This is a genomic window from Pseudomonas sp. UMAB-08 (assembly GCF_900095225.1).
Classification (GTDB): domain Bacteria; phylum Pseudomonadota; class Gammaproteobacteria; order Pseudomonadales; family Pseudomonadaceae; genus Aquipseudomonas.
Genome location: NZ_LT607425.1, coordinates 1 through 19,309, shown reverse-complemented (window position 1 = coordinate 19,309; position 19,309 = coordinate 1). Strand labels below are relative to the sequence as shown.

17 protein-coding genes are annotated in these 19,309 nt (G+C 57.6%); 11 read left to right on the top strand and 6 right to left on the bottom strand.

The genetic code is table 11. The features are described from left to right. The 7 genes from secF to K0F75_RS18565 all read left to right on the top strand — a co-directional run bounded on the left by secF (position 1) and on the right by K0F75_RS18565 (position 7,936). The gene (gene secF / locus K0F75_RS18595; RefSeq protein WP_219063433.1) at positions 1 to 2,550 is read left to right on the top strand and encodes a protein translocase subunit SecF; all 2,550 of its coding nucleotides are present in this window, start codon (positions 1 to 3) and stop codon (positions 2,548 to 2,550) included. Between the two features lie 172 nt (positions 2,551 to 2,722). Then, on the top strand, positions 2,723 to 3,076 hold the full coding sequence (locus tag K0F75_RS18590; RefSeq protein WP_219063432.1) for a cupredoxin domain-containing protein: 354 nt from the start codon (positions 2,723 to 2,725) through the stop codon (positions 3,074 to 3,076). A 21-nt stretch (positions 3,077 to 3,097) separates the two neighbouring features. Further along, complete coding sequence (locus K0F75_RS18585; RefSeq protein ID WP_219063431.1) at positions 3,098 to 3,946, top strand: FTR1 family protein; 849 nt, start codon at positions 3,098 to 3,100, stop codon at positions 3,944 to 3,946. Between the two features lie 132 nt (positions 3,947 to 4,078). Next, entirely contained in the window at positions 4,079 to 4,384 is a 306-nt protein-coding gene (locus K0F75_RS18580; protein WP_219063430.1) for a metal-sensing transcriptional repressor, read from the top strand. A gap of 7 nt (positions 4,385 to 4,391) precedes the next feature. Continuing rightward, the gene (locus K0F75_RS18575) at positions 4,392 to 5,525 is read left to right on the top strand and encodes a nickel/cobalt efflux protein RcnA (protein WP_219063429.1); all 1,134 of its coding nucleotides are present in this window, start codon (positions 4,392 to 4,394) and stop codon (positions 5,523 to 5,525) included. Between the two features lie 194 nt (positions 5,526 to 5,719). Next, positions 5,720 to 6,289, top strand: a complete 570-nt coding sequence (locus tag K0F75_RS18570) for a GNAT family N-acetyltransferase (protein WP_219063428.1) — start codon at positions 5,720 to 5,722, stop codon at positions 6,287 to 6,289. Between the two features lie 273 nt (positions 6,290 to 6,562). Continuing rightward, positions 6,563 to 7,936: a GGDEF domain-containing protein gene (locus K0F75_RS18565; protein ID WP_219063427.1), complete on the top strand. Its 1,374-nt coding sequence runs from the start codon at positions 6,563 to 6,565 to the stop codon at positions 7,934 to 7,936. Positions 7,937 to 8,030: 94 nt separating this feature from the next. On the opposite strand, the gene can is transcribed toward K0F75_RS18565, so the two are convergent. Continuing rightward, positions 8,031 to 8,672: a carbonate dehydratase gene (gene can / locus K0F75_RS18560; protein ID WP_219063426.1), complete on the bottom strand. Its 642-nt coding sequence runs from the start codon at positions 8,670 to 8,672 to the stop codon at positions 8,031 to 8,033. A 153-nt stretch (positions 8,673 to 8,825) separates the two neighbouring features. On the opposite strand from can, the gene K0F75_RS18555 reads away from it, so the two are divergent. Beyond that, complete coding sequence (locus K0F75_RS18555; protein ID WP_219063425.1) at positions 8,826 to 9,233, top strand: serine kinase/phosphatase; 408 nt, start codon at positions 8,826 to 8,828, stop codon at positions 9,231 to 9,233. 3 nt (positions 9,234 to 9,236) lie between these two features. Here the strand turns inward: K0F75_RS18555 and rimI are convergent, their stop codons facing one another. Both rimI and K0F75_RS18545 read right to left on the bottom strand, forming a co-directional pair. Then, positions 9,237 to 9,689 carry a ribosomal protein S18-alanine N-acetyltransferase gene (gene rimI, locus K0F75_RS18550; protein WP_219063424.1) on the bottom strand — a complete coding sequence of 151 codons (453 nt, stop codon included), beginning with the start codon at positions 9,687 to 9,689 and terminating at the stop codon, positions 9,237 to 9,239. 22 nt (positions 9,690 to 9,711) lie between these two features. Continuing rightward, on the bottom strand, positions 9,712 to 10,506 hold the full coding sequence (locus K0F75_RS18545; RefSeq protein ID WP_219063423.1) for an energy transducer TonB: 795 nt from the start codon (positions 10,504 to 10,506) through the stop codon (positions 9,712 to 9,714). A 144-nt stretch (positions 10,507 to 10,650) separates the two neighbouring features. Between K0F75_RS18545 and mksB the strand changes: the two genes are divergently transcribed. From mksB to mksF, 3 genes are read left to right on the top strand one after another with little or no spacing between them, the layout of a single operon-like run. Then, complete coding sequence (gene mksB, locus K0F75_RS18540) at positions 10,651 to 11,928, top strand: Mks condensin complex protein MksB (RefSeq protein WP_219063422.1); 1,278 nt, start codon at positions 10,651 to 10,653, stop codon at positions 11,926 to 11,928. After that, positions 11,918 to 12,634: an Mks condensin complex protein MksE gene (mksE, locus tag K0F75_RS18535; RefSeq protein ID WP_219063421.1), complete on the top strand. Its 717-nt coding sequence runs from the start codon at positions 11,918 to 11,920 to the stop codon at positions 12,632 to 12,634. Before mksB ends, mksE begins: the two co-directional genes overlap by 11 nt. After that, positions 12,631 to 15,465, top strand: coding sequence for an Mks condensin complex protein MksF (gene mksF, locus K0F75_RS18530; protein ID WP_219063420.1), 2,835 nt, complete (start codon positions 12,631 to 12,633; stop codon positions 15,463 to 15,465). The genes mksE and mksF overlap by 4 nt, the downstream gene beginning before the upstream one ends. A 52-nt stretch (positions 15,466 to 15,517) precedes the next feature. Here the strand turns inward: mksF and K0F75_RS18525 are convergent, their stop codons facing one another. From K0F75_RS18525 to K0F75_RS18515, 3 genes are read right to left on the bottom strand one after another with little or no spacing between them, the layout of a single operon-like run. Further along, positions 15,518 to 17,818, bottom strand: coding sequence for a PqiB family protein (locus K0F75_RS18525; RefSeq protein ID WP_219063419.1), 2,301 nt, complete (start codon positions 17,816 to 17,818; stop codon positions 15,518 to 15,520). Continuing rightward, on the bottom strand, positions 17,811 to 18,434 hold the full coding sequence (locus K0F75_RS18520) for a paraquat-inducible protein A (RefSeq protein WP_219063418.1): 624 nt from the start codon (positions 18,432 to 18,434) through the stop codon (positions 17,811 to 17,813). The genes K0F75_RS18525 and K0F75_RS18520 overlap by 8 nt, the downstream gene beginning before the upstream one ends. After that, positions 18,421 to 19,095, bottom strand: a complete 675-nt coding sequence (locus K0F75_RS18515; protein ID WP_219063417.1) for a paraquat-inducible protein A — start codon at positions 19,093 to 19,095, stop codon at positions 18,421 to 18,423. The genes K0F75_RS18520 and K0F75_RS18515 overlap by 14 nt, the downstream gene beginning before the upstream one ends. Between the last annotated feature and the right edge of the window lie 214 nt (positions 19,096 to 19,309).

The following is a 19,309-nucleotide window of genomic DNA, read 5'->3' as shown; positions in this document are numbered from 1 at the left end:
ATGACTCAATCGAAACAACGCATTTTGTTTGTGCTGCTGGTGGGCCTGCTGGCCGCCTTGATCAGTTTGTCGTTCGCGCCCCTTGCTTCAAAGGTGCGATTCGGCCTGGAGTTTCGCGGCGGTTACGAGATTTACTACGTTGTGACACCGCAGCCAGGCGAACAGACGCTGTCCAAACAGGATGTGCTCAAGACCGTCGACATCCTGCGCCAACGGGCCGACAGCATTGGCATGTCTGAGCCTGATATCCGTCTTGAGGGTGACGATCACATTCGCGTGAAGCTGGCGGGACTGACGTCAGCGGATGAATCGCGCTCACTGCTGGGCGACACCCACGGGCTGCCGACGGTACTCACCGAGAAGTACACCCAGACGGTCGGGAGCGTACTTGGCAAGACGGCTCTGGCTGAAACCATGACCGCAGGAGTTATCGGCATCGCCTGTATCTTCCTCTTGCTGCTGGTGCTGTACCGAGGGGCCGGGCTGATCGCCGCATTCTGCACCGTCGTCTACCTGTGGCTGCTGATCATTCTGTTCAACGCATCACACGCGACCCTGTCGCTTTCTGCGGTGGTCGCATTTGTGTTGGGGATCGGCATGGCGGCGGATGCCAGCATCATTTGCTTCGAACGCACCCGCGAACAGCTCGCGCGGGGTCACGACCTGAGAACAGCGGTAGTGAATGGCTTCAATGGATCATTCTCGACCATTCGCGACGCCAATCTGGTCACTGCACTGGCGATGATCGCATTGTTTGCCGCAGGCATCGGACCGATCCAGGGATTCTCGCTGACCTTGCTGGCAAGCATCGTGATCAGTATTTGCACCAACTATTTCCTGGTGCGCACACTGACCTTGTGGCTGGTGGATTCGGGTTGGTTGCCACAGACCTGGTTGATCGGTGGCGGCAAGCCGCGCAAAGCGCGCAAACACTTTTTCGACTTCGTGAAGTTCGGCAAAACAGCAATCCTTCTTTCGGTGCTGACCATCGCCAGTGGTGCGTTGTACTACCGTGCGCACGGACTCAATCTTGATATCGACTTCACGGCTGGCACTGCGCTGGATATCGATATTGATCGCCCGACAACCCAGAGCGAGGCCACACAGATTATGACCGCTGCCGGGATCGTTCCGGCGACGCTCGCGGTAGGTGGTACGCAGAACGAACACATAGCGGCCCGCTTCGATGAAGTTCTCAAGCCCGCTGAGTTGAAGCAGGTGATTTCAGCCTTCCAGGCAAAATATCAGAAGATCGAGTACGAAGAGAATACGGCGGACCCGGGCATCGCACGCGACTTCGCGACCCGCGCAATCTATGCCGTCCTGGCCGCATTCATCAGCATTGCCCTGTACATCGGGCTTCGGTTTTCCTGGGCCATTGCTGTGGCCACCGTCCTTCCGATCATCCTCGACCTTCTATTTGTCTCGGCAGTTTTCGCGCTCTTCAAGTTCGAAATCGATGTGACCTACGTTGCCGCGCTGCTGACCATCATCGGTTACTCGCTGAACGATAAAATCGTGATCTTCGGACGCATCGTCGAGAACCTCAAGCGGACCAAAACCCCAGACGAAGCATCCTTGTTAAGCATGGTCAATCAGAGCATCGAGCAAACCCTGGGGCGTTCCCTGTACACGGTGCTCACCGTGGTGATGGCGTCGAGCAGTCTTTATTTATTCGCCTGCGAACCGCTGCAAATGTTCTCGCTGGCATTGGTGATCGGGTTGATGTGTGGCGCGGTGTCGTCGATTTTCATCTCCAGCGCCCTCTGGGTCACGCTGCACAGTCGGTCCCTGCGCAGTCCCGATAAGCGCTCGACCACTCCCCGTCTGACGTCGCGCCCCTTTCTCAGCCTCCTGCTGGCCGTGGGCGTCATCGGGTTGGGCGGCTGGTTTTGGATACCGACACTCACCCCTCAAGCATCGCCAAGCGCTCAAACGCTAGTAACCACAGGATCTCTGGGCGACCTCTCGTCATTTTCGGCCATCGCCAGCGACACCCTCGGCAAAGTAAAAGCCGGTGACATCGCAGGAGGGAAAGCCCGCATCAAGGACCTGGAAAGCGCATGGGACGCCTCGGCCAAGCAACTTCAGGCACGCAGCCAGGAAGGATGGACATCGGTGGATAAATCCATTGATCGAGCCCTCGTGCAATTGCGCTCCGGTACCCCGGACAAGGCCGCCATCGATGAAGCGTTGCAAACCCTGATCGCCAAGTTCGCAAGCCAACAAGGCCAGGTCGCGGCGCGAGGGGGCCCTGCTGGCGGTCCTCTGGGCGATCTCTCCGCCTACCGCAAAATCGTGGTGGACACCTCTGCGCTGGTCAATACCGGTGACATGAGCGCTGCACGTTCACGCATTACCGATCTGGAAACGGCCTGGGACCAAGGCGAAGAAAAGCTTCAACCGATGAGCCCCAGTGACTGGACCGCTGTGGATAAGTCCATCGACCGGTCCTTGTCGCAACTGCGCTCCGGTAGCCCGGACCCTAAAGCCTGCGCCTCGGCCCTGACAACCCTGCTCGCCAAAATCGACAGTAAAACCACTCACTGATCGCTCTGAAACGAAGCCCTCAATGTGTCAGCGCTGCAGCCCCCTTGATTGGAGAGCGCTGCAGCAAAGACGAACCGCCCATTTTTAAGATTTTTTTCACGCGATCTGAACGTATTTTTGACAAATGTGACGTCATATTGCCGAGATCCAATGATTAAACGGAATCAAACGCATGCAACTTCGTATTTCCAGTCTGGTCAAAACTGTCAGCGCTGCCGCCGCCCTCGCTTTTATTTCCATGGCACAGCCCGCACTTGCCGCTGAGGCCGAGGTTTCACTGGTCATCAAAGACCATCTGTTTACACCGAATCCGTTGGAAATCCCTGCCGACACGAAGGTCAAGGTCACCCTTGAAAACCGTGATCAAACCACCGCCGAATTTATGAGCGATGACTTCAAAGGTGGCAAGTTGGTGACCGGAGGCAAAACCGTGAGCTTTTTCATTGGCCCATTGAAAGCCGGCACTTATGAGTTTCATGACGAATACAAAGAAAGCATTTCGAAAGCTCGGTTGATCGTTAAATAACCCACTTTCGGAGTAAACCCCATGCTATCGACAGCGCTCATTGTTTTCAGGGAAATCCTCGAAGCTGCGCTTGTGGTGTCCATCATCCTCGCCGCCACCAAAGGTGTGTACCGCAGAGGTTATTGGGTGGCGTGGGGCGTTGTGGGCGGCATTCTGGGCGCAAGCCTTGTGGCGGTCTTTGCGGACGCCATCAGCGCTTGGGCCTCCGGTGCCGGGCAAGAACTGTTTAACGCGGGCGTCATGTTTATCGCGGCGCTGATGTTGGCCTGGCACAGCATCTGGATGAGCAAGCACGGGCGCGAAATGGCGGTGCAGCTCACCGAGGTTGGTGAAGCCGTGAGCAGTGGAGACCGCGCATTAAGCGGGATGGCCATCGTCGTGGCTGTCGCTGTGCTGCGCGAAGGGTCCGAAGCCGTACTGTTTTTGTACGGGATCGCGGCCAGCGACCCAAACCAGACCTGGCAAATGCTAATGGGCGGATTGCTGGGCATCGCCAGCGGTGTGGCAATGGGTATTGCGCTCTACTTCGGCTTGCTACGCGTCGCGATGCGTCATCTGTTCAAGGTGACAAACGGGATGATTATCCTGTTGGCGGCGGGCATGGCGAGTCAGGGAGTAGCCTTTCTGGTCAGCGCCAACTGGTTGCCTGCGCTGGGTGAAACACTGTGGGACAGCTCTTGGCTGCTGAAAGAAAGCAGCATCGTTGGCAAAATGCTGCACACCCTCATCGGTTATAGCGCCCAACCTTCGGGGATTCAGGTGCTGACGTATCTGGCGACGCTGATCATTATCACGGCGCTGGTTCGACGATCAGGTCGCCCCAACAAGAAGTCTCTCCCGCTTAAAAATACGGACTCAAGCCTTACCTGATTCGGTTCTTCATCAGAACACCGATTCACCGCTTACACAGCGTCCTCGCATTTTCAGGGTTTATCGGCAGGCTTACTTTATCCCCCCCGGGGGGATACTATGCCGACACTCTGAACCAGGACGCCCATCGCCATGAGCGACGATTCACATCCTCACACGCACCCTCACCCTCACACGCACCAGACTCATGATGCGATTGTTAAGCGGCTCAAAAAGGCCGAGGGTCATCTGCGCAGCATCATCACCATGATCGAAGATCAGCGGGCCTGCGTGGATATCGCCCAGCAGTTGCACGCCGTTGAGAAAGCGGTTTGTCAGGCCAAGCGAACGCTTATTCAGGATCACATCGATCACTGCCTGGAACACACCGTGGACGCACTTGCCAATGGGGCCCGCGCGCCACTGGAAGAGTTCAAGCAAATCACCAAGTACCTGTAGGCCTGTCATGCCAAATTTTGCTGAACTGCTGCAACAGGGCGGAACTCACGCCTGGCTATATTTCCCGAGTGCCATTTTGCTGGGGGCCTTGCACGGCCTGGAGCCAGGGCATTCGAAAACCATGATGGCCGCTTTTATCGTGGCCGTTCGAGGCTCCGTCAAACAGGCGATTTTGCTGGGCCTGGCAGCGACGGTTTCGCACACCGCAGTGGTGTGGTTGGTTGCTATTGGCGGTATGTACCTGGGCAAAGGGCTGGATGCGCAAACCACTGAACCGTACTTTCAGCTGGTCTCATCAGGGCTGATCATCGCGATTGCGCTGTGGATGCTCTGGCGCACATGGCGTGGCGAACAGATGTTCAAGTTCGAGCAAGATGGCGATCACCACCATGGTGAGCATGATCATCATGATGAAACTCGTCGCATCGATACCGGCCATGGGCACATCGAGCTGTCGATTTTTGAGGAAGGCACACCGCCACGCTGGCGGCTGAAACCGTTGAGCGGGCATGCATGGCCTGCTGCCGAGGTCAGCGTGTCGACGACGCGTCCAGACGGACTGACCCAACAGTTCGCATTCGTCGATCGCGGCGACTATCTGGAGTCAGTGGCCGAAATCCCCGAGCCTCATCAGTTCAACGCGCGCTTGAGTCTGGGGCATGCCCGTCACACTCATGATTATGATCTGGACTTCCATGAGCATGATCACGACCACGTTCACGCCGAGCTGGAAGGGCTGGAGTTATCGATAGACGGCTATCAGGATGCCCATGAACGGGCGCACGCCAATGACATTCGCAAACGCTTCACCCACCGCGAAGTCACCACACGCCAGATCATCCTGTTCGGTTTGACCGGCGGCCTGATCCCTTGCCCGGCGGCCATTACCGTTTTGTTGCTGTGCCTACAGGTTAAAGAGGTCGCTTTAGGCGGCGTACTCGTTCTGTGCTTCAGCATCGGCTTAGCGATCACCCTGGTCAGCGTCGGTGTCGCTGCGGCCGTGGGTGCAAAGCAGGCGTCCAATCGCTGGCCGTGGCTGGGCGCAGTGGCGCGCCGCGCACCTTACCTCTCAAGCCTCTTGATCATCGGTGTCGGGCTGTATGTGGGCATACATGGCTGGCTCGGCCTGAGCGGGCAATAATCAGCGAAAGACTGACGTGTGCCTGCACGCAAGCAGGCACGGCTCCCCAAATATCCGCTCACCGCTTGTCAGCCGGGATCTTCCTCGGCATGGACTTTTGATCTAGATCAGTTGGCAATACCTTCCGAGGCGTACAAGAGGTTCAAAGTTCCACGCTTAGAGTCCCTCCCATTTCTTGCGACGGAAGCATCAACATGACCATAAGTCCAACAAGCAATGTCAGCGGCAGCGCCGCGTTTCCAAGCGTCAACGGTGAACACTGGATCGATTTGCTGAGCAACGGGACCCACATCCTGATCAGGCCTTTGGCACCTCACGACAGGGACCGCGAGTTTAACTTCATCAAAAAACTCTCCCCAGAGTCGCGGCACTTTCGCTTTCTCGGTTCAATGAATGAACCCAGCATTGCCCTGCTCGATCAACTGATGGACGTTGATAACAAAAAGCGAATGGCTTACGTCGCGTTGGCCCATAAAGACGGCGAGTTGATCGAAATCGGCGTGAGTCGGTATGCCGCGCTGGAAGAGGAAGGGCAATGCGAATGCGCGGTCGTGATTGCCGATGACTGGCAAAACCTGGGCATGGGGACGTTACTCATGCGGCATTTGATCGACGCCGCACGGCGTAACGGTTTTGCGCAGATGGTTTCGATCGATTCGACAAGCAACACTCACATGCATCAGCTGACTAAACAGTTAGGCTTTGAATGCCACCGCGATCCGATGGACGCGACTCAAGTCATTTACAAACTTGCATTGAAGTAACACCGCCCTCGCAGATAGCACGGTAGTTTCAAAGTGACGTGCTATCTGCTCTCATTTGATCGCTTCAGACCCTCCAATCACCCGGAGGGCCAGCGTCTCGAAACCTTCGAGTCAGCCTCCTGCCGTCACGCCATCATCGGTAGCGTGACGTGCTGATAATCGGGTTCATCCCATTGAATTGAAATCACGCTATGCTTTGGCCACTATCTGTAGCAGCCTATCGGTATGATTGTCGGTCATCGACCATTAATTTTTCCAGGCAAGCGCTTCCTTATGGAAAACCCCTACGCACAGTTGAGCAACTTTGTTGACCTGATGCTCGACGCTGTCTGCGTGGTGGACCCTCAGGGTCGCTTTGTGTTTGTGAGCGCTGCGTGTGAACGCATTTTCGGCTACACGCCCGAGGAAATGATCGGCCGGGTCATGATGGACATGGTGCTGCCAGAAGATCGAGCTCGGACGCTGCACGCCGCCAGCGAAATCATCGGCGGGCAGCCTAAACCCCATTTCGAAAATCGTTATGTGCGCAAAGACGGACAAATCGTGCACATCATGTGGTCGGCCCGCTGGTCGGAAGTCGATCAACTACGGGTAGGGGTTGCACGTGATATCACGGAGCGCAAACAGTCAGAGCTGGTGCAAGCCGCGCTGTACTCCATTTCTGAAGCTGCCCACGCGGCCGAGGATTTGCCCGCCCTGTTTCATCGCATTCATCAGATCATTGGCGAACTGCTGCCCGCGCTGAATTTTTCCGTGACGCTGTATGACGAAAAAAATGACCAACTGAGCTTTGCCTACCACGTGGATGAGCAGGACCAGGCACCCGCTCCAAGGACAGTCACCGACTCTTTGAGCGCAGAGGTGATCCGCACAGGGCTCCCGCTGCTATTGACCCCCGAGACACTGACCACCTTCCCGGAATATTTACGCGCAGAGTTCGACACCGATTCGCTGTGCTGGCTGGGCGTACCGTTGCACTCGAACCGGGGCACCATCGGTGCTTTGGTGGTCAAGAGTTACTCCGGCGGCACACGCTATACCGTGAAGGATCAAGAGCTGTTGCAGTTCGTCTCCACCCAAGTCGCCGCTGCCATTGAGCGCAAACAACTGCACGCTCGACTGCAATACATGGCGCAATATGACCAACTGACCCAGTTACCCAATCGCGGACTGTTCCAGGATCGGCTGCAGACTGCACTCGCGATGGCCCGGCGCGAACAAGGCCAGTTCGCCCTGCTCTACCTCGATCTGGACAAGTTCAAACAGGTCAACGACACCCTCGGCCATGCGGCAGGCGACCGGTTGCTGCAAGAAGTGGCGCAGCGCCTCAAACAATGTGTGCGCGAAACCGATACGGTTGCGCGCATCGGCGGTGACGAGTTTCTGGTGCTGCTGCACAACATCCAGTTACCGGAAGACGCCTTGCGGGTGGCTGAAAAAATCCATCGCGAGCTTAGTGACCCGCTGAACATGGAAGGTCAAGGTTTGTGCACTCTGCTGAGCATCGGGATCGCGCTCTATCCCGAACATGGCATAGAAGAGAAACAGTTGCTCAAGCACGCCGATGAAGCCATGTATTTCGCGAAAAGGAATGGCGGTAATCACTTCCGTACGAAGGCTGAGCCCAGCCAGTGCGACGCCGACTGACCCACGCGCAGCCGCCGATTGGCTCGGCGCGGTTCAGCCTCCGCGTTAAGAAAGGCAGAAACGAGGCGACTCAAGGAGTGAGTCGCCTCGCCCATCACTCACCCAACGGGCGCAGCCGGTATTGCGGCGGCAACTGCTCGAAGCCAGTGATGGTCGCATTCAGGCTTTTCCAACGACCATCCTTGATTCCGTAGATGCAGCCGTGAATCGACAGGCTCTGCCCCCGATGCCAGGCATTTTGCACAATGCTGGTATGGCCGACATTGGTCACTTGCTGGATCACGTTCAGCTCGCACAGCCGGTCAACACGCTCTTCCTCAGTCGGTAGCAGGGCCAAGGGAACGCGGTTTTCGTAATACAAATCGCGGATCGAACGCAGCCAGCCATCGATCAAGCCAAGCTGACGATCCTGCATCGCTGCACGTACGCCGCCACAGCCATAGTGGCCGGTGACCAGGATATGCTTGACCTTGAGCACGTCCACCGCGTACTGAATCACCGACAGGCAATTAAGGTCAGTGTGCAGCACGACGTTGGCGACGTTGCGGTGTACGAACAGGTCGCCCGGCAACATGCCGACGATCTCGTTGGCTGGCACGCGTGCGTCTGAGCAACCGATCCACAGGTATTCCGGCGTTTGCTGGCGGGCCAGTTTGGCGAAAAACTCCGGATCTTTCTCCTTGATCGCGTCGGCCCAGCGCTCGTTGTTATCAATCAGATCTTGTAGTTCGTTCATGCGTTGAAGCCTCGAAGATGATGCCCAGCTTTGACTGGCGCCCGGCTGTCTGGGTCACGCTTATGTGCCACTACTTTGGCTGAGGAGACAAAAGGAATCTTCATCGTTGCGGCCGGTCAATCTTTATAAGGCCCCAAAACATGAGGAATTGCCATGACTGAATCACGCCGCCCCTACGGTGCCCCACAGCCTGAACCGATCGATGACAATGAAGACCGTATGGGCTCGATGGAAGAATTGCACTTCGACGAAGACGAGGACACCGGCCGCATCGGTGATCTTGTGCCAGAAGACGAACTCGAACATGAGTTCCCGGACAAGCGGGTTCGTGAAGCGGGCATGACCGGTGCGTCAACCCCGGATCACCACTCCACCGACGATGATCTGGACCCGGAAAATATGATCGACGAAGATGGCGCTCGTTCAGCGGATGAAGCCGGCGAAAACCGCCCTGCCGATTGGGATTTGAGTGTCGTCGATGAAGATGACATCGGGGGTGGCGATGGCCTGGATGAAGCTGAACTGGCTCGCCACGATCCGCTCGACGGCAAGCCAGAGTAACGACTATTCAAACAGGGTGCAGGCCATGACCAGCGCGTCTTCGCTCCCGCCGACCGCTGGATAATAATCCCGACGGCGGCCCACCTCGTTAAAGCCGTAGCGCTCATACAGGCGATACGCCGCCTGGTTACTCGCGCGCAGTTCGAGGAAACATTCGCGGCCGTTCATCTGGTAAGCCCTCGACATCAGGTGTTCCAGCAAGCGCAAGCCCAGACCACGGCCCTGGCTTTCTGGCTTGACGGTGATATTGAGCAGGTGCGCTTCGTCGATGATGACGTTGATCACGCCGTGGCCGACTTGCTGAGCGCCTTCGAACATCAGCCAGATTTCGTAGGATTTAAGCCCGTCGAGAAAGATGCCTCGGGTCCAGGGATGGCTGAACGCTGCGTATTCGATTTTCAGGACAGCGTCCAGGTCCGCTTCGGTCATCGGGCGGAAAGTTACAGCGTCGCTCATTGAGGGGCTCTTTATTGAAACGTCAGTCATCAATCGTTTTCCAGCGTGTCATCAGCCGACGCATGGCTTGCCAGACATCGGCCTTGCGCTGCGGCTCATCCATTAATAATTCCAGACCGGGCAGCGCCCAGGCACTGCCCAGACCGTCGATCTGCAACTCTCGATTGTAGGACTCGGCACTGGCTTCGCCAGCAAATCGTACCGCAGGCAAGCCGATCAGCCACAGGCACGCACAGGGCTCATCTTCCAGTCGGGCGAGAACAAATCCCTGCACGAAATCACGCGCGGCTGCGGGGCCCTGGTCCAATTGACCACGGACCAACAATGGCCAACGCACCGGCTCGCCGATGATTTGCGGGCTGTCAGGCAGCCCGGCGGCACGCAACATGTCCTTGAGCAACATATAGGACGGGTCGCGACTCTGAAATGCCTCGCCTGTGGGTAACTCGACCAGCACCAGGCAACGACCGGCCCGCAGCAGTTGCAAGGCAAAGCGTGGAGGAGGAACGGCAACGACCTTGATTGGCGCAGGTGCAGCGACCTCTGCGTCGGCCACGGCACCATTTCGGGTGCGGGCAAGCGACGGACGGGGCACTTCGATTTTCGGCCGTTCGACAACCGGACGCGCTACAGGCGCGGCGACTGGCGTAACAACAGCAGCGGGCGCAGGCGCAGCAACGGTCTGTTCGACCGGCAGCGGCAAGGGCGCCAGCAATTCCGGGCGCGAAGGTGCGGCAAAGGGCAATTCGGTGCGCGGCAGCCAATTGACCACCTGCATGGCGGTCATATAAGCGCGGCGGCGGGACTCGTTAAGCAAAGGTCAGCCACCTGTGGATAAGTTAAGGGGGCGATTCTACCGCCCTTCGCCGATTCCCGCCGCAGTTGATCGCCCGGAGGTGAAATCTCAGGTAGCCGATGCAGTACAATCGCTGCTTTTATTTGCCAACCAACCGGCCTTCCCATGATCGAACCTAAGCGCGTCTTGCGCGCCCTTGCCGAACACTGGGCGCTCCTTGAGCCACTGTGCGAACACTTCGACCAAGGCACCTTGAGCCTGAGCGAACTGCGCCTGCAACTGGCCGCCCAGCAACTGGACAGCACACCACAGGACATCACCAGCCTGCTGGACGTGTGGATTCGTCTGGATATTCTGGTTCCGGTGGCTAAAAGCCCTAACCGTTTTGAACTGAACGCACAGATCCATGACTTCCTGTCCTACCTACGGCGTGAGCATCGCCTTGGCCTGTGCCTGGAGATCGAAGCCTATCTACGTCATCTGGAGCGTCTGGCAGGCTACATCCAGGACGCGTTCGACATCCGCGATGCCAACGACCTGGCGCGGCAATTGCGCCTGCTGGACATGCGCGTGCGCGATGTTCTGAAAAAGCTGGCCAATGATGAACAGGCGCTGGTCGCCGTGGCGGACCGGGCCAAGACCAGTGACCGGCAGATTCCGCTGCGGCAGCGCTATGCCGAGGTGCTGGCGACCTGGGACGAGTACATCGAACCGATGATCCAGCTGGTCAACGCCGATGGGGCGTTCGAACAGGGCGTGCGCAAGGTGGAAAATGTTCTGCTGCGCCTGCTCACCGAACAGCAGCGCCTGGGCCATCTGGTCGATGACGACATGTTGCTGCGTACCCACGCGCGCATCCTGGAAATGCAAACCAGCGCTCAACTGACCCTGCGTCACGCCCGCGAGCTGCTGCTGCCGCTGCGTGAGGAAGCCCGCCGACATAACGCAGTCACCCGTGGTGCGGCGCTGGCGCTTTCTGCTATCCGCCGTAAAGGGCTGGATGCCGTGCCGCAAGCGGCTATGTCGATGTTCACTCGACCACAAAGCACGTTCCTGGGCAGCGCCAGTCAGGTTGAAGCCTACGTGTATGCCCTGGCACGCTTCGAACCAAAACCGGCGAAATTCCCCAAGGCCAACGTCACACGCAAAGGCGAGCCGCCGCGCGCCCCCCGCACGGTCAAAGAAATGCTGGAGCGTTGCGAAGACGCCCTGCCGATGCCGGATTTGATGGTTTGGCTGCTGGAGCAAGAACCTGACGGCGCCACCGACGAATTGCTGTACTGGTTCTCACGCCTGTCGCGGGACAAGCGTTTTGCCCGTGAGCGCCTGGAACGTCGTGATTACAACACGCAGGAGCATCAGGTCAGCCTGCGCTCCTTCGCCCTGCTCTCTAGTCGAGACGAGCACCTAGAGAATTCCGCGAGCACCCCTCATGCATCTTGATCTATCCGAACTGTCCCAGCTGGCGCCGATCTTTCGCGAGCTGTTCAAGGGTTACCACATCAGCCGCCGCGACCCAGAGCTGTATGCGCAGCTGTCCAATTGCCAGGACCAGTACCGCACGTTGTTCAAGGCCTTGGGCTTTGAGCTGGTCTGCGACACCCGCGGCTTCTATTACTTCGTCCCGGAAATGGCCGCCGCGCAGGTAAACAAGACCGCGCAACGCCTGGTGCTGTTCACCTTCATCATCGTCGAGCATTTGGCCGATCAGGGCCGCGACCCGGTCGCCGTGCTCGACGGCGGTAGCCTGGGCCGTGATGAGCTGCCTTCGTTGCTGGAAAAATACCGCGACCTATTTGTGCAGGCCGAAGTACAAACCCAGGAAGAGCTGGAAGAGAAAATTATGCGCCGCATGACCCAGCTTGGTTTTGCCAACGAAGAAAACGGCATCTACCGTTTCCTGCCGCCGATGCACCGTTTCCTCGACGTCTGCCTGTCGGTGCAACAGGACCGTGATCTGGCGGCCAGCCTGCACAGCGTGTTGCCACTGCCCACGCCGATCCTGATCGACGATGACAGCGACAGCGACGAAAAACTCTTGGAAACCGATGACCCGCTGGATCTCGCCGAGTTCGACGAACCTGAAGAAACCGAAGCGCAGGCGCTGACCCGCGCCATTGCCGCCGAGCAACAGGAGATGGACGCATGAGCCAGGAACGCTACGGCATCCGCCGCTTTGCCCTGCTGAACACGGCTGGCTACAGCCTCGGCCTGTTCCCGCTGGAACACCCCTTGTCGGTGTACGGCGCGAACAACCTGGGCAAAAGCGCCTCGATCAACGCCCTGCAATTCCCGATTCTGGCGCGTATGTCGGACATGAGTTTCGGCAAGTACAGCCTGGAACAGTCGCGGCGCTTCTATTTCGCCTCCGACACCAGTTACATCCTGGTGGAAGTCTCGCTGCCCCACGGCCCGCATGTGATTGGCGTGGTCGGGCGCGGGCCAGGCGGTGGTTTCGGTCACCAGTTTTTTGCTTACGCTGGCAAACTGGACCTGGCGCACTATCAGAAAAATGACACCTGCTTGCGGCAGAAAGAGCTTTTCAGCAACCTGGAAAGCCAGGGCCTGAAAGCCTACGAGCTGAAGCCCGACGAACTGCGTCGCCTGCTGGTGGGTGGTCATACGTCAATCCCGCTGGACCTGACCCTGATCCCGCTGCGCTCCACCAGCGAACAGAGCCTGAAAACCTTCCGGGCCTTGTTCATCAACTTGCTGCATATGCGCGAAATCACGGCGGCTAAACTCAAGCAGTTGTTCCTTGATGCCTTTGAACACAGCTTGCGGTCCGGCAGCGTTGATTACATCGCCGCGTGCGAAGAAGCCTTCCGCGACGTGCGCCGTATGGAACAGGACTACAACGCACTCGTCCTCGCCGGTCCACTGGTCGAAGCCCTGTCCTCTGGCGTCAAGCAGCGGGAAGTGCTGCGCGGCAAACTGCACCGCCTGTCACCGCTGCTCGATTCGCTACTGGGCACATGGCAGGACTATTCCAATGCGCGCAAAGAAGAGCTGGTGATCCAGGCCGAGCATTACCGAAACGAGCAGGACTCGCTGCAAAACGATCAGCGTGGCGGGACTCAGGAGCTGATGCGCCTGGAGCGGGAAATCAGCGGCATTCAGCGCTGGATCGGCGAGCTGTCGGTACTCAAGCATCGCTTTGCGCTGGTCGATGACGTCATGGTCCTGGAGCAGCAACTGCTGGCCGCCAAGGATGCTCACGATGAACTGGCCGGTGCGCTGGCCCAGTCCCGGCAGTTCAGCGCCGAGGACCTGGATGAGCGCCTGCGCGATCTGGAAAAACGCCTGAAGTCGGTCAAGCAACAACTTGATCACGCTGACAACAACAGCTATGCCCGCTTGCGCGAAGAGTTCTCGCAGCCGGATGTCGAGCGGTTGATGCGCTTGTTCAATAGCGCGTTATTCAGTCTGCCACTCGGTGAGCAGGGTATTGCACTCGATGATGGCGACGCGTGGGTCAAGTCACTGGAGCTGATCCTCGACAGCTTTAAAGGCGAGCGCTTCGAAGTCCCGGGCCTGACGATCAATCTTTCCCACATTGAACCGCCCGCGCTGCAAGCCCTGGCTGACCGTGCGGCACTGCGTGATCAGAAAGAGCGCCTGGAAAAAGAACTCAAGCAGCTGAAAGTCCAACAGGCCGTTGCGTCGGACCGGGCGGCGAGCAAAACGCAGACCGAAGCGCTGTACCAGCAGGTATTGGACGCGCAAAAAGCGCTGGAAGACTTCCGTCGCAGCCAGACGTTGAGTGCGGAAGAGCCGGAGAAACTCGAACAGCTGGCGCAGATGGAAGCCGCGCAGGACGAGCTCAAACGCTCCAGCGATGCCTTCACCGAACGCGTACAACAGCTCTCCGCAAAGCTGCAACTGGTCGGGCGGCAGATCGGCGACATGGAAGCCAAACAACGCACGCTGGATGACGCCCTGCGTCGTCGTCAGCTGTTGCCTGCAGATATGCCGTTCGGCACGCCGTTCATGGAGTCGGTGGATGATTCGCTGGAGAACCTGCTGCCACTGCTCAATGACTATCAGGACAGCTGGCAGGGTTTGCAGCGCAGTGATGGCCAAATTGAAGCGCTTTACGCTCAAGTACGCCTCAAGGGCGTGGCCAAGTTCGACAGTGAAGATGACATGGAACGTCGCCTGCACTTGCTGATCAACGCGTACGCACATCGCCAGGACGAAGCACTGACCCTGGGTAAGGCACGGCGTGCGGCAGTGACCGATATCGCCCGGACCTTGCGTAATATTCGCAGCGACTACGACAGCCTTGAGCATCAACTGGCGCTGTTCAACCGCGAGATCAACAAACGTCAGGTGTCCAACCTGGCGAGTTTCCGCATCGTTCTGGCGCCGAACAAGGAAGCACTCAAACACATCGACCAGATCATCCACAGCGCGGGTCAGTACGAAGAAGGCGAAACGTTGTCGGTGTTCGACCTCAGCCAAAGTGCCGATCAGGACAACAAGAACGAAGAAGCCAAGGAGTATCTGGCGCGGCTGGTGGCGGCGAATCATAACCAGCTAGGGCTGAAGGATTTGTTCGAACTGGCCTTCGAGATCACCAAGGTTAACGGCCCGCCGGTAATCCATACCGACATCGATGGTGCGGCGTCCAACGGTACGACCATGACCATCAAAGCGCTGACCAACATGTATTTGTTGCTGCACTTGATGGATCGCGATCAAGCCGGGCGCATTCGTCTGCCTTACTACCTCGACGAAGCGGCCGACATTGACGAGAAAAACCAGGCTGCCTTGCTGGAGACCAGTTTGCAGCTGGGCTTTGTGCCGATTCTGGCCAGCGTCAAACCCCAGGTCTCGGCACACGTTGCGATTGATCTGGAAGGCGGTAGCGGACCTAACGGCATTTACATCGACGAGGCCGACTGGAAATATATCCGTCGCCATGACGAGGTGAAAGCGGTGGCGGCAGATCCTGAAGCAGAGACCGTGCTGGCCTGATGTGCAGCTAAAGAAGCCAACGCGGTGTGCCTGGCACACCGCGTTGGCTGTTCTATTTCCCGAGAGAAATCTTGGGCGCCCACTGCAGCCATTCATCCTCGGCTTTGTCGAACAACGGGAAGGTTTGCTCAGGTCGCGCCTGAACCCCCATGCGCTCCCCCTCCGGTGTGGCGAACGCGATGCCGCCGTCGATCAGCGTCTCCAGCGACTCCGTACGAACGGTTGCACCTCGGAACAAGCCGAAGTCGACGCCGAAGCCACTGCTGTTCCAGAAACGACTGCCGCCCCGAACCAACGACGCATAACGCGGCTCGATCAGGATGTGGATCAATACACGATCCGCTGTCTGGCCCAACTCGTAGCCCATCACCTTGCCTACGGTCACCTCACGGTAAGTCACCGGCACACCCGGCTTGATTGAGCCACGACGTGGCGCGCTCAGGACTACGCTCAATCCCTCGTCACGTGCAGAAGCGTTCGGAGGGTCTTTCAACGCAACAAAGCTTTTCTGCGGTCCCGTGCTTTTGCTGGCCGGCAACACTTCCAGGTATTGGCCGGTGACCAAGGTCTCGAGATTCGAGGTTTTGATCAATCCCACTTCTGGCTTGACCACCCAAAACTCGGTGCCCACGCGGGCAATTTTGTCGGGGACTTCGGTGATCCGCGCCGTCAGCATCACTGCCTGTAAATCACTGGTCAGATCAACGTCTTCGACCTTACCGACATCCAGACCTTTGAAGCGGATTGCCGTACCGGGATGCAGACCGTCTGCACGGTCGACTTTGATCGTGATTTCGGTCCCGCGCTGTGTGGCCAGATCACGGCTGGCAAACAAGCGGAAGCGAGGGATACGTTTTTTCAGCGGCGATTTGGCCAGCGGTGTTTCAAAGGATATTCCCCCCGCCAGCAAACTTTGCAGAGACTCGCTTTTGACCTCAATACCCGATAAGCCCCCCGTCAGCGTGACGCCGCTGACATTCCAGAAGCGCGTCGAGCCATTGACCAGATTTTCGTATTCCTTCTCGATATGCACGCCAAGCACGACTTGCTTCTGGTCGCGGGAGAATTGATAGCTCTGGATTGAGCCGACCTTCACCTGCTTGTAGAGGATGGGACTGCCGACATCCAGCGAGCCCAGTGTGTCGCTGAACAGCACCATATGCAGACCTGGTGAGCGCAGGTCCAGCGGCGGCGCCTTGGCTCTGGCGACGAAATCGCGTCTGGGCGGCGCACCTAAATCGCCGGGGCGAACCGCGATGTAGTTACCTTTGACCAATGCCTCCAGCCCCGTAATACCCGCCAGCGAAATTGAAGGTTTGACCACCCAAAACTGGGTGCCTTCTACCAGATAGTCTTCGGCCAAAGGGTCCAGGGCCAATTCGACCGTGGCGCTGGAAAGATCGGGATCAACCTTGAGCGTTTTCATGTTGCCGACTTGAATGCCCTTGTACATCACGGGCGTACGGCCAGCCTGCAAACCTTCGAAGTCGCTCAGCTTGAGCTTGACCCGGATTCCGGCTTGAGCGGCGTCGAAGTCCTCATACAGACGGAAAGGCAGACTTGGGTCGGTGGGTGGGCTGTCTTTGCGGTGCTCTGGCGTCGCGAAGGCAATACCGCCGGCAACGATGCTAGCCAGCGATTCGCTGCGTACCTTCACTCCAGACAGGTTGGCGTCGATGCTAATGCCGCTGGCGTTCCAGAAGCGTGTGTGTTTGCGCACCAGATTGGCGTAGGTCGGCTGGATGTAGACTTTAATCTCGACCGTGCCCTGGTCTTCCGACAGGACATAGCTTTTGACCTGCCCGACCTGGATCTGCTTGTAGAACACCGGACTGCCTCGGTTCAGCGAACCCAAACGGTCAGCCTTGAGGGTCAAGTGCAGACCCGGCAATCTGTCCGACAGCGGTGGCGCCTCTGCCAGCGCCTTGAACTTGCGTGTTGGCTCGCCATCACCAGGGCTTGCGGCAATGTAGTTACCCGACACCAACGTTTCCAGACCGGTGATCCCGGCCAACGTGACACTCGGTTTTACCAGCCAGAAACGGCTGTTGGCCCGTAGGGACGGCTCGACGTCTTTGTTCACTTCAATGGTTGCAATAACGCCTTTGGTATTGCCTTCATCATCCAGCGCCAAGGCCTTGACCTTGCCGATAGACATACCTTTGTAGACCACTTCGGTCTTGTTGGCCTGAATACCTTCGCCGCTTTCAAAGCGGACCTCAATCTCGATGCCTGACTGGCTATACGCTCGCCAGCCGAGCCACCCGCCGATGATCAACGCAATCAAGGGCAATATCCAGATCGCAGACCAATTGGACGCAGGGCGGGTTTTAGCGGTAGGCAAATCACTCATGGTCGTCATCCGACTCCGTGTTGTCCCAAATAAGTCGGGGATCAAAAGTTATTGCGGCGAGCATCGTCAAAATCACCACACTGGCAAAAGCGACCGCGCCAAGATTGGCTTCGACACTGGCGATTCGGCCAAAATTCACCATGGCCACAAGAATGGCGATCACGAATATGTCCAACATGGACCAGCGACCGATGAACTCAATGAAGCGGTACATGATGATGCGCTGTTGCGCTGACAAGGGCTGACGACGCTGTACCGAGAAAAGCAGTAGGCTCAGACCGATCAATTTGAACGTGGGCACTAGAATACTGGCCACGAACACCACAATGGCGATCGGATACATCCCATGCTGCATCAGCTGAATGACGCCTGACATGATGGTCGAGGGATCGCCTTGCCCCAATGAGCTGACGGTCATGATCGGCAACATATTGGCAGGGATATACAAAATGGCGGCGGTCACCAGCAATGCCCACGTGCGCTTCATGCTATCGGGGCGACGAGGGTGTACCTGGGCTCCGCAGCGAGAGCACCTCAGCTCGTCATTGTCCGGTTCAGCTTTGTTGAGTTCATGGCATTCCGCACAAATCAGAATCCCTGCATCAATCGCCCGCATCTGCATCTTCCCCTGATAACGCCTGCCAAATCTGGTGGGGTGACATGGCCACTTCAAGCCAGACCTGAATCAACAACAAGCCGATGAAACATACCAGCCCCAAGCCCAGAGTCAGCTCAGCGAGGTCGGAAAGCTTGACCAGCGCGACCAGCACGCCCATGAGATATACCTCAAGCATGCCCCAGTCACGAAGGTGATGGTAAATACGGTAGAGCAGCAGGCCAAAGCTCCGGCCAACATTCAAACGAATACTTAACAAAACAGCCAACTGACAGAGCAATTTGAGTAACGGGATACCCATGCTGCACAGAAACACCACCGCTGCGACGCCTTGCATCCCGGTATCGAATAATCCCAGCACGCCCGTCCAAACCGTGTCTTCCGAGGTTTGGCCCAGTAGATTGAGATGCATGATGGGCAAAAAGTTCGCGGGGATGTATAGCAATAATGCCGCGATCACTAATGCCAGGCTGCGCTGAACGACATTGTGCCTTTGGGCATAGAGCTCGTAGCCACAGCGCACGCACTGAGCTTTTTCGCCGCGGGACAACACGGGCTTGCGCATGAGCAGATCGCATTCATGACAAGCCACCAAATCATCGAGCGGCAACTCATCTAGCGGCACCTGGGTCAGGCCGCTGGAGTTGGCTTGATCGGGCATAGAACTGGAGACTCAAAGACGAAAGGATAGCGGCCCATTCTAGTGGTCTACCCAAAAAATAGCCGCGCAAATTTGGCACCGCATGCGAGTACAGGTTCCCGATGCCTTCGGACTGGAGTTTTTCGATGGGAGGATGTTTTCCTGGCGCACAAACAAAACCCCTGTCTGCATAAGCAGACAGGGGTTTCGGAATTTAATCTTGACGATGACCTAC

Excerpts from the sequence above, each read along its gene's own strand:
- secF (WP_219063433.1), top strand. The coding sequence starts at position 1 with ATGACTCAATCGAAACAACGCATTTTGTTTGTGCTGCTGGTGGGCCTG.
- K0F75_RS18590 (WP_219063432.1), top strand. The coding sequence starts at position 2,723 with ATGCAACTTCGTATTTCCAGTCTGGTCAAAACTGTCAGCGCTGCCGCC.
- K0F75_RS18585 (WP_219063431.1), top strand. The coding sequence starts at position 3,098 with ATGCTATCGACAGCGCTCATTGTTTTCAGGGAAATCCTCGAAGCTGCG.
- K0F75_RS18580 (WP_219063430.1), top strand. The coding sequence starts at position 4,079 with ATGAGCGACGATTCACATCCTCACACGCACCCTCACCCTCACACGCAC.
- K0F75_RS18575 (WP_219063429.1), top strand. The coding sequence starts at position 4,392 with ATGCCAAATTTTGCTGAACTGCTGCAACAGGGCGGAACTCACGCCTGG.
- K0F75_RS18570 (WP_219063428.1), top strand. The coding sequence starts at position 5,720 with ATGACCATAAGTCCAACAAGCAATGTCAGCGGCAGCGCCGCGTTTCCA.
- K0F75_RS18565 (WP_219063427.1), top strand. The coding sequence starts at position 6,563 with ATGGAAAACCCCTACGCACAGTTGAGCAACTTTGTTGACCTGATGCTC.
- can (WP_219063426.1), bottom strand. The coding sequence starts at position 8,672 with ATGAACGAACTACAAGATCTGATTGATAACAACGAGCGCTGGGCCGAC.
- K0F75_RS18555 (WP_219063425.1), top strand. The coding sequence starts at position 8,826 with ATGACTGAATCACGCCGCCCCTACGGTGCCCCACAGCCTGAACCGATC.
- rimI (WP_219063424.1), bottom strand. The coding sequence starts at position 9,689 with ATGAGCGACGCTGTAACTTTCCGCCCGATGACCGAAGCGGACCTGGAC.
- mksB (WP_219063422.1), top strand. The coding sequence starts at position 10,651 with ATGATCGAACCTAAGCGCGTCTTGCGCGCCCTTGCCGAACACTGGGCG.
- mksE (WP_219063421.1), top strand. The coding sequence starts at position 11,918 with ATGCATCTTGATCTATCCGAACTGTCCCAGCTGGCGCCGATCTTTCGC.
- mksF (WP_219063420.1), top strand. The coding sequence starts at position 12,631 with ATGAGCCAGGAACGCTACGGCATCCGCCGCTTTGCCCTGCTGAACACG.
- K0F75_RS18525 (WP_219063419.1), bottom strand. The coding sequence starts at position 17,818 with ATGAGTGATTTGCCTACCGCTAAAACCCGCCCTGCGTCCAATTGGTCT.
- K0F75_RS18520 (WP_219063418.1), bottom strand. The coding sequence starts at position 18,434 with ATGCGGGCGATTGATGCAGGGATTCTGATTTGTGCGGAATGCCATGAA.
- K0F75_RS18515 (WP_219063417.1), bottom strand. The coding sequence starts at position 19,095 with ATGCCCGATCAAGCCAACTCCAGCGGCCTGACCCAGGTGCCGCTAGAT.